Annotated in this window: 12 protein-coding genes; 10 read left to right on the forward strand and 2 right to left on the reverse strand. The window is 42.0% G+C overall.

Annotation, left to right across the window (positions count from 1 at the left end; all coding sequences use genetic code 11):
• The first annotated feature begins 58 nt into the window (after nt 1-58).
• Nucleotides 59-1,486 carry a hypothetical protein gene (locus G590_RS20230; RefSeq protein ID WP_022763695.1) on the forward strand — a complete coding sequence of 476 codons (1,428 nt, stop codon included), beginning with the start codon at nt 59-61 and terminating at the stop codon, nt 1,484-1,486.
• 599 nt (nt 1,487-2,085) lie between these two features.
• Nucleotides 2,086-3,510 carry a transcription termination factor Rho gene (gene rho, locus G590_RS0100450; RefSeq protein ID WP_026493814.1) on the forward strand — a complete coding sequence of 475 codons (1,425 nt, stop codon included), beginning with the start codon at nt 2,086-2,088 and terminating at the stop codon, nt 3,508-3,510.
• A gap of 59 nt (nt 3,511-3,569) precedes the next feature.
• On the opposite strand, the gene G590_RS0100455 is transcribed toward rho, so the two are convergent.
• The gene (locus tag G590_RS0100455) at nt 3,570-4,451 is read right to left on the reverse strand and encodes a PilZ domain-containing protein (protein ID WP_022763697.1); all 882 of its coding nucleotides are present in this window, start codon (nt 4,449-4,451) and stop codon (nt 3,570-3,572) included.
• A gap of 77 nt (nt 4,452-4,528) precedes the next feature.
• Between G590_RS0100455 and G590_RS0100460 the strand changes: the two genes are divergently transcribed.
• From G590_RS0100460 to G590_RS0100495, 7 genes are all read left to right on the forward strand, one after another.
• Nucleotides 4,529-5,230, forward strand: coding sequence for a YggS family pyridoxal phosphate-dependent enzyme (locus tag G590_RS0100460; protein ID WP_022763698.1), 702 nt, complete (start codon nt 4,529-4,531; stop codon nt 5,228-5,230).
• Between the two features lie 91 nt (nt 5,231-5,321).
• Nucleotides 5,322-5,594 carry a hypothetical protein gene (locus tag G590_RS0100465; RefSeq protein WP_022763699.1) on the forward strand — a complete coding sequence of 91 codons (273 nt, stop codon included), beginning with the start codon at nt 5,322-5,324 and terminating at the stop codon, nt 5,592-5,594.
• A 37-nt stretch (nt 5,595-5,631) separates the two neighbouring features.
• Nucleotides 5,632-6,783 carry a GGDEF domain-containing protein gene (locus G590_RS0100470; RefSeq protein ID WP_022763700.1) on the forward strand — a complete coding sequence of 384 codons (1,152 nt, stop codon included), beginning with the start codon at nt 5,632-5,634 and terminating at the stop codon, nt 6,781-6,783.
• A gap of 164 nt (nt 6,784-6,947) precedes the next feature.
• The gene (locus G590_RS17890; protein ID WP_022763702.1) at nt 6,948-9,626 is read left to right on the forward strand and encodes a right-handed parallel beta-helix repeat-containing protein; all 2,679 of its coding nucleotides are present in this window, start codon (nt 6,948-6,950) and stop codon (nt 9,624-9,626) included.
• 29 nt (nt 9,627-9,655) lie between these two features.
• Nucleotides 9,656-10,933, forward strand: a complete 1,278-nt coding sequence (locus tag G590_RS0100485; RefSeq protein WP_022763703.1) for a hypothetical protein — start codon at nt 9,656-9,658, stop codon at nt 10,931-10,933.
• Nucleotides 10,934-11,599 (forward strand): DUF6320 domain-containing protein, encoded by a 666-nt coding sequence (locus G590_RS0100490; protein ID WP_022763704.1) that lies wholly within the window; start codon nt 10,934-10,936, stop codon nt 11,597-11,599.
• Nucleotides 11,596-12,786, forward strand: a complete 1,191-nt coding sequence (locus tag G590_RS0100495; RefSeq protein WP_022763705.1) for a pectin acetylesterase-family hydrolase — start codon at nt 11,596-11,598, stop codon at nt 12,784-12,786. The genes G590_RS0100490 and G590_RS0100495 overlap by 4 nt, the downstream gene beginning before the upstream one ends.
• Here the strand turns inward: G590_RS0100495 and G590_RS21235 are convergent.
• A complete protein-coding gene (locus G590_RS21235) occupies nt 12,783-12,953 on the reverse strand; it encodes a hypothetical protein (RefSeq protein WP_022763706.1) in 171 nt (56 codons plus the stop codon). The two genes, G590_RS0100495 and G590_RS21235, sit on opposite strands and share 4 nt — an antisense overlap.
• A 139-nt stretch (nt 12,954-13,092) precedes the next feature.
• Here G590_RS21235 and G590_RS0100505 point away from each other — a divergent pair, with 139 nt between their 5' ends.
• On the forward strand, nt 13,093-14,214 hold the full coding sequence (locus G590_RS0100505) for a hypothetical protein (RefSeq protein ID WP_022763707.1): 1,122 nt from the start codon (nt 13,093-13,095) through the stop codon (nt 14,212-14,214).
• Nucleotides 14,215-14,270: the final 56 nt, after the last annotated feature.

Below are 14,270 nucleotides of genomic sequence, written 5' to 3' on the forward strand. Positions count from 1 at the left end.
TACTTGTTATTTGTCAAAATGCTCTTATGCGTTAAATCTATTTTTAAGGAGGAATCATATGAGCAAAAAAATGGTTATGAAGGTAATTGCAGCGGCTGTGGCAATCCCATTAGCGCTGTCACTTTTCGTGATGGCTGTTGCACCTGCAGAGGCAAAAGGCCTTACTCAGCTGACGGATCCGAACAAAATTGTATATGGAACAACAACGCAAAAAGAAAAGACAGTATTAAAGGATTTCTTTAATCTTGATTACTACATTGCTCAGAATCCGGATGTAGTGGAAAAACTTGGAACAACAGATTATGATGCACTTTTTGATCATTTCTGTAATTACGGAATTTATGAGGGAAGAGTTTGCTCCAAAGACTTTGACCCTTCGGCATATGCTGCAGCATACTCGGATGCAAGAGATACCTGTGGCACGAATATACTTCTTTATTATCTGCACTATGCAACAGTTGGCAAGGCAGATAACAGAACTATTACAACCCTGGAGGCTTGTGCCAAGAATAATATAACTGTTACTGTACTTGGAGATGATTCTTGCAAGATCACACCTGAGATTTATGAACTTGCAGAAAAGATGGGTATTACCGATTATAAAGCTGCAATTGAAACCAAACAGATAATAGACAACGAAAAAGAAAAAGGCAATGACGTTGTTATTACTGTTACAAATAGTAATTCATCGTCTTCCGGTAATGACAGTGCAGCCAGCGGAACAAGCAATAATGCAAGTAATGGATCATCTACTTCTGGTAATGGTGCAGGTAGTGACGCAACACCTTCCGGAAGTGGTGCAAGTGAAGACGCATCAGGTGCTGGCGAAAGTGGTGGAGCATCAGAATCTGGTACTGAAGGTGGTACAAGTGGGGATCAGGATACAGCTAGCAGCATAATGGATAATTATGAACCTGTAGCTACGATTACGACATCTTCAGGCTTGGATATCAAGATTTATAGAGGAACTACAGGGGGATATGGTGCATGGAACATAAATAGCTTCTCTGACAAAACCACAGAACCAATGCTGTATGCATCTACAGATGATTATGTATATACTGATCCTGTTGTAATAAATGATGAAAGTTCATCTTTATCATGGGATACAAGCTCTATGGGAACAGAAGTCTTAAATATTCCTATACACCCTAAAAGAATCAAGGATGACGGCGGCGTGATGTTTATGCCAGGAGCAGAGACAGCTAATTTCGATCCGGTAGATCCTGATAGTGAACCAAGAACTACTGGTTCGGAGGGAACGGCTACATGTGTCGAAGAGTATGAAACAGAAGGAGAAGTTTTTTCCTCTGAGTGGCCTGCTACAGGCTTGATCGACGATGAAGGAACAGCTGCAACAGAGTATGAAGTGGGTATTACTCTTGAAGGGAATGGAGATCAGGTTACTGCCAATGTTGGCATTGAAGGCGACGACGGATTTACTTTGGAATATGGCTTTACAACGGACACATCTGCTCAAGATTAAATAATTATGTATTGAATGATGAGGGAGGCACTTAATAGTGCCTCCCTTTAATTGTAGAGAGAGTATAAAGCTTGTGATATATACTTTCATTAAACACATCATCCCTTGACTCTTGTATTTTTCAAGTATATATGTCATTAAGGCGGGCTTGGAAAAAGGACAGAAAAATTTTTAACTTTCGGGTTTTATATACCCCAAGGCCACTTTATCTTATATATAGAGAAAATAAGCCCTTCCCAAATTTCAGTCTCTTGGATTTCTATACCCATGGGCTACTTTTTGTCGTATATGTAGAAAAAACTGTTATGCTAATTTTCACATCATTATAGGTAAATAGTTCGCATGCGACCAGAAGGCGCCTACCGTGGAACATTCCTAATTCATATCCGCTTATAGCCCCAAAAACATCTGAATAGTTTTTTAAAACTGTTGATTTTTTTTTATGGATGATGTATTTTCATTATGTATATATCATACAGTTAAGATGTCTTTAAACAAACGCATTTGTAATGCAGTCGTTTATAAATCCCAGTGATTAGTAAATGTAATGACAGGATATAAGTAGTAATAGCGCAGACAGCGCAGAAATGGAGAGACTTTTGAGAGAAAAATACGAGACACTTAAATTGGGCGACCTTCGTGACATAGCCAAGAAGCGTGGAATAAAGGGCGCATCGGGAATGAAGAAATCAGAGATCATTGATCTTATGTGCGAGCTTGATGAGAAGGAAGCAGCAAATGCTTCTGCCAAAGCTCCCAAGACAGAGAAGAGTGAGCCTGAGCAGCCCAAGGACAAGCCGTCACCACACAAGAAAAAAATAGTTGTAACAACAGGCAAGAACAATCCTTCAGCAGAGGAGACTACCAAAGAAGAAGAGCAGCCTCAGCAGGAGATGGAAGACGGCGACAGCGCTGACGGAATCCTTGAGGTAATGCAGGACGGATACGGCTTTATCAGATGCGAGAATTATCTCCCCGGTGAGAATGACGTATATGTAGCGCCGAGCCTTATAAGGAAGTTTAATCTTAAGACAGGTGATATCTTAAAGGGTATCTGCAGAGCCAAGAAGGAAAATGATAAATTTGCGGCTCTCCTTCGTCTTGATACAGTAAATGGATATAAGCCTGAGGTTGCTATGGGCAGATGGGATTTCGAGAAGATGACTCCTATTTTCCCTAACGTCAAGATTCCTCTTGAGCAGCCGGGATGCAGTGTTGCCATGAGAATCATGGATCTTATCAGCCCTATCGGTAAGGGACAGAGAGGTATGATCGTGTCACCTCCTAAGGCAGGTAAGACAACACTTCTTAAGGATGTTGCCAAGTCAATCTTAAAGAGCAGCAGAGATATTCACCTCATTATCCTTCTTATCGATGAGAGACCTGAGGAAGTTACAGATATCAAGGAGTCTATCGAGGGACCAAATGCAGAGGTTATCTATTCAACCTTCGACGAGCTTCCTGAGCATCATAAGAGAGTTGCCGAGATGGTTATGGAGAGAGCCAAGAGACTCGTTGAGCACGGCAAGGATGTTGTTATCCTTCTTGATTCCATCACGAGACTTACAAGAGCTTACAATATTGTAGTTCCGCCTTCAGGAAGAACTCTTTCCGGTGGTCTTGATCCTGCAGCTCTACATATGCCTAAGAGATTCTTTGGTGCAGCCAGAAACATGAGAGAGGGTGGAAGTCTTACAATTCTTGCCACAGCTCTTATTGAGACAGGCTCCAAGATGGATGATGTTATTTACGAGGAGTTTAAGGGAACAGGTAACATGGAAATGGTTCTCGACAGAAAACTCCAGGAAAAGAGAATATTCCCTGCTATCAATATTCCTAAGTCCAGCACAAGAAGAGAAGATCTTCTTCTTACACAGGAAGAGCTTACAGCTATCAACAGTCTCAGAAAAGGCTTTAACAGCATGAAGGCTGACGAAGCTGTTGATCAGTGCATCAATCTGTTTTCCAAGACTCGCAATAATGTTGAGTTTGTAAGAATGGTTGAGAAGCAGATGAGATTCTGACCTGAATATAATAAGCCCTGAGTCACACTGACTCAGGGCTTTTAGTATGCATATAAGGTTTAGATGTCTCTAAGGTCCAGTAGATTTTCAATCTCTTTTGCCTGCTTGGCCATTCTCTCTTCCTGTTTGGCCTGACGCAGTGTCTTATCTGTGATGTGCTCGAGATTTTTGGGATCGAAGGGATTGGTGCCAACCGATGATATTGTGAGGGTGCGTGGTCTCTCCGGAATAATGTCTTTTGCAATATCCTCCTCGACTTCCTTGATCTGATCTTTTTCCGGAATAGAAGGATTGAGAATTGTCTCAGGAATTTCATCGAGTTTAGTCTTACCTTCATTCTTTTTGGAGACCAGAAGGCCTATGAGATCAACATTCAGATTTGAGATGCTGCAGCCGACAGCTTTTTTGCCATTGACTTCAAAATTTCTTACGACCTTGGTGGAGAGCTCGTAGTTGTGGAGCATTGCACCATATCTGAACATTACATCAATGGTATCACCAAGTTTAAGAGAAGTGGTATTGTCTACAAGGAGCGAGATGCCTCGCATCGAAATGTCATGCACTATGCAGTTCTTGAGGTCCATATTGTTGCCGTTGATGGATATAAGTCCGAGCTTTTCGATATAGAATCGCTCTGCTTTTCTTGAATTTTCGGGAGTTAAAGCGGAAGAACTTCTGATAAGATGGAAGTTGCCGTATCTTGTCTTGACCGGGGTAATAGTGGTGGACATGAATTTGTAGACACGTCCGTCTCGTTTGTTTCTTATTGATACACTTGATGGTTCCAAAAACTGCATATATTTGCCAAAGTATTCCATGGGCTTGACTAAAAGCCCGGCTGAAACACCGAAAATAGCCTCAGTCATAACAACAATACTGTGGCCGGAGATGGCAGCGTGGATTTTTACTTCGGAACCGTTAGCGATTTCGCTGACTTTCATAGAAACAACCCCCATTTCATGACTTACAAGTTTATGATATACTGAACAGAGTAAAAAATCTAGCATCTGGAGCGATTATGATCAAAGAGAATCTCGAAATTGTTGAGGAAAACATTACTAAGGCCTGCAAAAAGGCCGGCAGAGGCAGGGATGAGGTAACCCTGATCGCTGTAAGCAAGACCAAACCTGTAAGTGATATAAGGCAGGCTATGGATTGCGGAATAAAGGTTTTTGGTGAGAATAAAGTCCAGGAGATCAAGGACAAGACAGAAGAAATCAAAGAACCGCTTAACTGGCATATGATAGGCCATCTTCAGGCCAATAAGGTCAAATATCTGCCCGGAAGGGTCTGCATGATCCACTCAGTGGACAATGTCAAGCTGGCAGCCGAGATAGAGAAGCAGTTTGCCAAGGCTGATCAGGTCATCGATGTTCTGATAGAAGTAAATATGGCTCACGAGGAGAGTAAATTTGGACTTTCTCCTGATGAGGCACCGGATTTTGTCAGAGAGATATCCGCATACCCTCATCTGAATATCAGAGGACTTATGACTATTGCGCCGTATACAGAGGATCCTGAGAGCAACAGAGTGTATTTTAAGGGCCTCAGAGAGCTCAAGGATAGGATAAACGGCATGAATATTGAAGGTGTAAATATGGATACCCTGTCAATGGGCATGACAGGTGATTATCAGGTGGCAATCGAGGAAGGTGCCACATTTGTGCGTGTTGGTACAGGTATTTTCGGAGAAAGAGACTATACACATATTATTAAATAAATATAAACGAATTTACACTAAAAAAGCCAGATAGTATAATAAATTTGTATACGTTTTGGCTTTTTGTTTGCGAATATCCGGGAAGGCATTTATGCTCAAAACAGTTCCTTTATCCAAGGCTTTATCAATTGATCAATTGAATCATCTGATAGATACGGGGCATGTGTTTGTCACTCCTTTTGGACTCAACAGGACATGCTATATCGTTGTGAATCACAAGCCGTTTATGGTTATTGCAACCGATATTTCAATCAGGGGCGTTCAGCTTTCAGGTTCATGGTACACATGGGAAGAAGTGGAAGCTATGGGGGGCGTGTATGACTCGGAATTTGAAGCGCTGAAGGCGATAGCCGGAGGAGCTTGATCTTAAATACTATTACGTAATTTCTGGAGGAGTTGTTTTGGAGTACGTTTTTTACTATATAGAGGCACATCTGGCTTGTTTTTTGCTTCTGGCAATAATCTTCTATAAGATCTTAAAGGGGGTTAATAAGCAGGCATCTTCAATATATCTCAACAGACTCATTGGAACACTTATGCTTTATTTCCTGGCAGAAATGTTTTGGGCTCTTGTTGATGGTCAGATTATCAGTTATTCGGTGTCGCTTATATACCTGTCAAATGTTTTCACTTATATTTTAATAACTGTATCTACTTACAACTGGTTTATCGTTTCTGAATCACTTCAGGGCGAGGGCATAGTTGAAGACAAGAAAAAAAGACATCTGGTGTTTGTCCCGGTCATTGTCTCAGCTGTTCTTTGCATAACAGCTTTTTGGACAGGACTCCTTTTCTATGTTGATGAAAGCGGAACACTGGTAAACGGAAGATTTTATATTGTTTTGGTAATTATTCCTTTTGGATACATGATAGCTTCATCCATTAAGGCTTTTTCAAGATTTGCCAATAAGGATAGATACGCTGAGAGAGGTATTTATCTGATGATCGGTATTTTCCCGTTTGCACCGATCGTATGCGGAATTCTTCAGGCAGTATACTGGCGAGTACCGTTTTTATGCTATGGTGCAGTGGCTGCAGTATTCTATGTGTACACAACCATTCAGGACAATATGATTTCCATTGATCCTCTTACACAGACCAATAACAGAAATCAGATGTACAAGTTCCTGGTCAAGAAAATGAGAAATGAAGAAACAGGAATGAGTCTTTTCCTGCTTATAGTGGATGTGGACAAGCTTCGTGCCATAAATGATGCATTTGGACATACGGAGGGCGACAGAGCTCTGATCAGAGTGGCAAGTGCAATCAAGGACGCTTGCCAGGGACCCAGAGGCAGAATGTTTGTATCAAGATACGGCGGAGATGAGTTTGTGATCGTGGCAGAGATGGCCTACAGAGCAGAAGCCACTTATCTCGCTGAACAGATTAAAAATAATCTCAGAAGATTGTCTGATATTGACGGAGCAGCTTATGATGTGACCGTAAGCATAGGAATAGCCCAGTACGATTATAAGGCACCTGTTTCACTTCAGGCATTTATCGCAAGGGCTGATTCAGATCTTTATCAGAATAAAAAGATGAATAATGTTTAAAAGAGAGAGCTTATAAAGCTCATTATAACTCCTGTGAGTATAAATGCTGCCAATATGGCGATGGCATAGATAAATTTCATTCTTCCCATTTGTCTTCTCCTTAGCAAGGCTTTGTTAAAACGTGATATACTTATACTAGTATAGCAGATTGGAGGGGCAAAGGTATGCAGATTTATGTATCCGGCAGTGTACTTAGAAGCGGTGACGGTTCCATTGATCACCCTTTCAAAACAATACAGGAGGCTGCGCTTTTAGCAAAGGCGGGAGACACTGTATTTGTGGCTCCCGGTATATACAGAGAATGGGTTAAGCCTGCTTGTTCAGGAACTGAACAGGATAGGATACAATACATCAGTACGTCTCGCGGAGAAGCTGTCATCACAGGTGCGGAGCGCCTATCGGGATGGGAGAGCTTTGAAAACGTATGGCGTGTCAGAATTCCAAACAGTTTCTTTGGTGATTACAATCCCTATATCGATGAGGTTAAGGGAGACTGGTTCTCGCCATCAGAAAAAAGTCCACACACCGGCGATATTTATCTGGACGGAAAGTCAATGTATGAGGTCTTTGACCTCTCTCTTTGCATGCATCCACACAAGGACAAGAGATCCTGGGATGCTGATTTTTCAACCTATGTGTGGTTTACGGCACAGGAAGACGGCAATACCGTTATCTATGCCAATTTCCAGGGCAAGGATCCAAATGAAGAGAATGTTGAGCTTTCAGTCAGAAAGGCATGTTTCTATCCTGAAAAGACAGGAATAAGCTATATCACACTTTGCGGGTTTACTGTAAGATGTGCTGCCACACAGTGGGCACCGCCAACGGCTTATCAGGAGGGTATGGTGGGTCCTCACTGGTCCAAAGGATGGATCATCGAGGACTGTGAGATCTATGAATCCAAATGCAGCGGAATATCTCTGGGTAAATATTTTCAGAGAGGCAATAACAATAAATGGTCCACAACTTATGTCAAGATTGGAAGTCAGACAGAGAGAGACTGTATCTGTCAGGCGGTCAATGAGGGTTGGGACAAAGAGAATATCGGTTCCCATATAGTAAGACGCTGCGACATTCATGACTGTGGTCAGACGGGTATTGTGGGGCATCTTGGCGGTGCTTTCTGCATTATCGAGGATAATCACATTCATCATATTAACAACAAGCATAATCTGGCAGGCGCTGAGATAGGCGGTATCAAGCTTCACGCTGCCATTGATACCATAATCAGACGCAATCATATTGACCACTGTACAAGAGGACTGTGGCTTGACTGGCAGGCGCAGGGCACGAGAGTAACCCAGAACTTTATGCACGACAATGTTCCGCCTGAGGGAACCATCATTGATCATGGCCTTTCGCTTGGTGAGGATATTTTTGTGGAGGTATCTCACGGACCGACACTTATAGATCACAATCTGCTCCTGTCACAGACAGCATGCAGACTGAGTACACAGGGACTTGCGTTTATTCATAATCTCATTGCCGGATCTTTCTCCTATGTCGGGTCAGGAACCGATGACGGAACCAGAAAGATGACAACTGCAAGATTTACGCCTTACCATGTGCCTCACTCCACCAAGATTGCCGGCTTTATGACAATTCAACACGGTGATGCAAGGTTCTATAACAATATTTTCATTCAACAGAAGGTGAGACAGGATCTTTTGGATTTCTGTATTTCTGAAAACAGTGATACCATGGATCAGCATAACTTTATTGTCGGAACATGTCCTTACAACAACTTCCCGACAGCTTCTGAGTATTTTTCCAAGTTCACCAAAATACCAGAATGGAAAGACGGAAATGATATTTACTATTCATACCTTCCTGTTTATACCGGTGGAAATGCGTACTACAACGGAGCAAGACCGTGCGATGGTGAGCTGGCTGCCCATGTGGACAATGACCACAAGATAAGCCTTTATCTTGATGAGGAAGACGGAAGATACACAATTCATACCAATCTCTATGAGTATCTGCCAAGGAACTTCACTATGCCTATGAATACAGATGCTCTCGGAATTGCTTTTGAACCTGAACAGAGATTTGAAAATCCTGATGGCAGTGCCATTATGTTTGATATGGATTACTTTGGCAGAAAACGCAGCAGATTCCCTGTGGCAGGTCCTTTTGAGGAGTGCAATACCGACAGGTTTACCGTTCAGACATCAGGCTTTGGTCCCTACAGGATCAAACATACTGAGAATGCCAGAATTGAAGGCAAAAAGGACGAGTTTGAGGATGTCAGGGAAGAAGAGGAACTGCGTGAAGATGTTGAGCCTGCAGCTCCTGAAACAGAACCTCAGGATGATAGGGATGATATACCTGAGCCCGAATCCTTCGTTGAAGAGATCAATGCGAATATTATGCTTACAGGGTGCGACGGCGCCGGAATTTCTTTTCCATTTGAAGGAAGCCTGTTCAGAGTGAGAGATATGTTTGTTAAAGGTAATGAAGTATGGCTTTATGACGGAACTGCAGATAAACTTGTTGAGCTTGACTGTGAGTACGGAATTTATCATACTTTAAAGAAGTGGTCGGTTGGTGCACTTCAGTCCATAGATGTATCCGATGACCCCAATTGCGAAGGCTTTGTTCGCACTGCCGGAACACTCTTGTGCATTCTCAATAAGAGTATGGCTCATGATCCTGCCGATACCTGTGCTACAATTCAGGACAAGGTTAACTCAGGGATTGAGAGCAAGGGCATCAAGATGCGCTTTACAACCAAGTACCTCAAGTTCATCAGGAACAAGAAATTCATATCCCTTGAGGATGTTATTTACAGGATGAGCAGAGGCAACATGGATATAGTCACAGAGAGACTTGAAAAACTCTGATAAGTATAATGCAAAGGTAGTTTTTGTTTATGGAAAAGAGAGCAAACTGGTATGAGCTCGATAATGCAGCCAAGATTGTACCTTCAACTGCAAAGGGAGCCAACACCAGGGTATTCAGATTGACATGTGAGCTGAAGGAAGTGGTGGACCCACAGGTTCTTCAGCAGGCTCTGGATGATACAATCGAGGAATTCCCATTTTTTAACTGTGTCCTTCACAGGGGAATATTCTGGTATTATCTTGAGGACAGTAATTTAATGGCTAAGGTAGAGCAGGAGCATACTCCTGCCTGCCTTCCTCTTTATATTCCCGGGAAAAAGAATCTCTTGTACAGAGTCAATTACTTTAACAAGAGGATCAATCTTGAGATGTTCCATGTACTGGCAGACGGTACAGGAGCTTTCATGTTTTTCAAGAGCCTTGTTACAAGGTATCTCCAGATAAAGCACAACCTAAGTGAGAATATAAAGCCATCTGACGATTTCTCCGTTGAAGAGAAGAATGTAGATGCTTTCACTGACAATTATTCAAAGCAAAAGGGACTTAAGCAGCTTGGAGAGATGAGATCGATCAAGGCTTATCAGGTTACCGGAGAGGTGGATGACAATCTTTTGCCGCACCTTCTTGAGGGAACGGTTTCTGCTTCCAAATTCCTTGATCTGGCACATAAGTACAATTCGACAGTAGGTGTTCTCTGTGTTGCAATGTACATCAAAGCGGTTATTCTGGGCATGAACAGACATCAAAGAAAGAGACATGTGGTGGTCAGTGTTCCGGTTAACCTGCGTCAGTTCTATAAGAGCGGAACTGCAAGGAATTTCTTTGGCGTAATAAATATAGACTATAATCCGGCTGATTACGACGGAGAGTTAAAGAGCATCATCGATCCGGTGGCAAAAGATTTTAAAGAGAAGCTCTCATCTGAAAATATAGAAAAGACCATGAATTCATATTCTTCACTTGAGCATAATCTGGCCATCAAGATGGTGCCGCTTCCAATCAAGGACTTCACTATCGGCAGATTTGACAGGGCCGCCAAGAGAGGCGTTACCACGTCCATGTCTAACTTGGGACAGATCAGGATGCCTGTTGAAGTTGAGGACTACATTGACAGGTTCAGTGCCTTCATGACAGCGTCATCTCAGCAGGTATGTGTATGTACTTTCAAAGATAAGATGGTATTCGGAGAGGTTTCTCCGTTTAAGACACATAAGACCATGCTTAATTTCTTCAGATGTCTTTCTGAGGAAGGAATAGAAATTGAGCTGGGTTCAAATGATTATGATATGCAAGAGGAAAAAGAGTAAATGCAGATTTGTCAGAAATGTAATGTAAAGATAAGAGGCAGGAAGGAATGCTGCCCGCTGTGTCAGGGACGCCTTAAGGAAGTGGAAGGGGATGAGAATCCGTCTTTTCCTACGCTTGAAAAGAGAAAGATCAGCAACATCACTTTCCTTAAAATGTGCACCTTTTTATTCATAGCATCTGAGATAATATTCGGTGCGATAAACATAATGACTAAGGGAGAGTTTTCCTTTATCGGTCCTGTAATGCTCGGTATTTTGGTTGGATGGATAGATGTCCTTGCCACCATGTATCTTAGGAACAACCTGATCAAGGTGATCACTTTTGAGGTGATAGTCGCGATTGTGGTGGATTATTACATTGATGTTAAAACAGGCTTTCATGCCTGGAGCATAAACTGGATGATCCCGATGACTCTTATAGGACTTGCCATTGCAACAAATGTAATAGCCTGGGTATTGAAGCTCCGTCTTGATGAGTACATTTTGTATATTGTGCTTGATTTTATCATGTCACTGATCCAGATAATCTTTATCAGAAACGGCATGAACAGTTTTCCGTGGCCTGCAGTAGCCAGCATTATCACATATATGATAATAATCGCGGCTCTGGTCATTTTCAGATTCAGAGACCTTAAAAACGCATCGGAGAAGATGTTTAACATATGAACCTTAAGAACAGACTTAATAAAAACAATCTCAAAAGAGGTATCGTGTTCGCATCAAGGGCCGGTGATTTTGTTGAAAATTCCATCGGCAGAGCTATAGAGAATTCCGGCAAAATGGCGGAGGATCTCCCTGAGGATCCTGCTAAGATGACATGGTACAGAGTTCCGCTTAAGAATGGACTTTCCGGGGATGGGTCAGAGTATTACATATATGTAAAACTGGCTGATCCCGATAAACTCTGCGTTTTTTTCTCGGGCGGCGGAGTAGCCTGGAATGAATATACGGCTGCAAGACCGGTTACAGGCGGCAAGGTAGCAGCTCATCAGCCCAATTTCTATTGGAACAATCTAAGACCCTTTACTCAGCTGATGAATATAAACGTCGGTATCACTGACATAAAAAACGAAGCCAATCCTTTCAGGGACTGGAGTTTTGTTGTGATCACTTATGCTACCGGGGATTTCCACATCGGCAATCATGATTACCCTTACAAGACAGAAGATGGTAAGGACGAGATACTTCATTTTCACGGTTATGTAAATTTCCTTGAGAGTATGAAGGTGGCAAAAGAGCTTTTTCCGGCACCGAGCAATCTTCTTATAGCCGGCAATTCCGCCGGTGCTTTTGCTGTACCTGCACTCGCGGGAGAGGTTGTTGACAATTACTATCCTAACGCAAGAAATATCACACTGTTTTCAGACAGTGGACAGCTTCTTTACAAGAAGTGGCGCTCAACTGCCAAAAATATATGGCAGGCAGGGGAGCGTTTCTGGAAGCCTATCCATGGGGACAATATAACTCTGGAATGGTACAAAGACCTTTACAGCAGATATGGTGAGAGATTTAAACTCCTGTATTCAAGTTCTGTAAGGGATTATCTTTTGAGCGCGTATTACAACGATATTGTAAACAAGAAGTATGAGACAGATGCTGATGTGCAAAAAGAGTATTTTGATCAGCTCTGTGAGATGGTAAGGCAGTTAAAAGAGATAACGCCTCACTTTGGGATATTCCTTAATGAATGGAAAATCCCGCTCATTACCATGGGCGGGACCGTACATTGCAGTGTGAGAGAGCCACATTTTATGTTGTTCACACAAAACGGAATCTCTATGGCTGATTGGCTTAAGGATGCAACCTCCGGAAAAGTCTACGATGTAGGACTTGACCTTCTGAAGGAACCTTAATCAATAAAACATTTCTCAATCAGGGCTTCATACTCATCACGAAGAGATTCAGGAATGTCATATTCATCAAGAGCTTCTGTAACTGACCAGTGCTCGTTAATCATCGAACGAAGAATGTTGCGAATGACACTGAGATCGAGTGCTTCCAAAGTCGCAGCTGTAGTCATATTTATACCTCCTCACAAAACTTTTCACATAACACTTTAACTACCATATATTGTAGTATAAAATATTCTATATACAAGTATTGACATTTATATTTGAGTTACTTTTGTACAATATGCACAGAAATTTGAGGGGACTTTCATGCATATAACTACAATTGCTCTTATTATCTCAATAATAGGGCTTATCAGCTCATTTTTTCTGGTGGGGATTATTCCGTCACTGGTGTCATTTATTATGGGCATAAGACTTCTTATAGAGGAGAAGTCTATAGATGTTGTAAGGGTTCTGGCAATTTCTTTTGCAGGTATTATTCTTCCGATAGTAATGTATTTAAATACCTTTGGTTTTCATCTTCCGGGAAGCGATGAAAGCGGCCGAAATTTTTATCAGAGGATAATGATAAACAACTATTCGAATTTGGGAATTCGATTCGGGTTTACGGATGATAACGCCAAAGATTTTGCCGGCGAAGAACAAGACGCACTTCCGGATCAGCCGGATTCCGATGAAATCACTTATTATTCCAATACACCGGTTACTCACACCGGAACAGGAACAACAGAAAAACAAGAAGATGAAGCTGCTGAAAAACTGCCGGCTATATTTGAGAGTCTTGACAGTATATCCGCCTCTGAAAAGAATAAGGGAGGAATTATCAGTATCGCTCCTTCGGATGATAATATGCCGTCCTATGGAGGACTTCCGGTGGGAACTCTGATAATTGCTCAGTATTTCAGAGAGGATGATCACAATGCCAATCCTGTTCTGGTACTTCAGAACAAGACCGGAGATATGTGCAGATATGAATGTATCTTTACAGCCAGAGACAAGGACGGCAATGAAATGGCAACTTCCGAGAAGACTGTAGAGGTTGTAAGAGACGGAAGTGTATTTGTCTTCGAGGGAAGGTTTGACAAAAATGATCTTGGCGGAGGAATTCCCGATGCATTTGAGTTCTCTATTTCAAAGAGAGAACCTTATGAAAAAGACATGTCGACAGAGATATCGGTTTCTACAGAAATTGAGGAGAATTCTGCGATACTTACAGCGGAGAACAGGTCAGACAAGAAAGTAAAAGTGGATGCGTATGTTTTGTTCTTTGACGGCAATGAACTGGTGGATTGTATGTGGATGATCCCTCAGAATACAGATGAAGTCTGCCTTGAACCAGGAAGCGCAGCTTCAATTCAGGGAGATGCTTATTACAGATTTGACCATGTCGAGACATACTATACTGCTTATGAAGCTGTGGGAGAATGAAAATGATTTAATTATGATGCGCGATATACTATAATAAATACAGATATAATTACGAA

The organism is Butyrivibrio sp. XPD2006, assembly GCF_000420865.1.
Taxonomy (GTDB): Bacteria; Bacillota; Clostridia; order Lachnospirales; family Lachnospiraceae; genus Butyrivibrio.

Bases quoted from the DNA above. Each gene is read 5' to 3' on its own strand.
- G590_RS21235 (WP_022763706.1), bottom strand. From the start codon at position 12,953: ATGACTACAGCTGCGACTTTGGAAGCACTCGATCTCAGTGTCATTCGC.
- G590_RS0100460 (WP_022763698.1), top strand. From the start codon at position 4,529: ATGATCAAAGAGAATCTCGAAATTGTTGAGGAAAACATTACTAAGGCC.
- G590_RS0100465 (WP_022763699.1), top strand. From the start codon at position 5,322: ATGCTCAAAACAGTTCCTTTATCCAAGGCTTTATCAATTGATCAATTG.
- G590_RS0100490 (WP_022763704.1), top strand. From the start codon at position 10,934: ATGCAGATTTGTCAGAAATGTAATGTAAAGATAAGAGGCAGGAAGGAA.
- G590_RS0100455 (WP_022763697.1), bottom strand. From the start codon at position 4,451: ATGAAAGTCAGCGAAATCGCTAACGGTTCCGAAGTAAAAATCCACGCT.
- G590_RS17890 (WP_022763702.1), top strand. From the start codon at position 6,948: ATGCAGATTTATGTATCCGGCAGTGTACTTAGAAGCGGTGACGGTTCC.
- G590_RS20230 (WP_022763695.1), top strand. From the start codon at position 59: ATGAGCAAAAAAATGGTTATGAAGGTAATTGCAGCGGCTGTGGCAATC.
- G590_RS0100505 (WP_022763707.1), top strand. From the start codon at position 13,093: ATGCATATAACTACAATTGCTCTTATTATCTCAATAATAGGGCTTATC.
- G590_RS0100485 (WP_022763703.1), top strand. From the start codon at position 9,656: ATGGAAAAGAGAGCAAACTGGTATGAGCTCGATAATGCAGCCAAGATT.
- G590_RS0100495 (WP_022763705.1), top strand. From the start codon at position 11,596: ATGAACCTTAAGAACAGACTTAATAAAAACAATCTCAAAAGAGGTATC.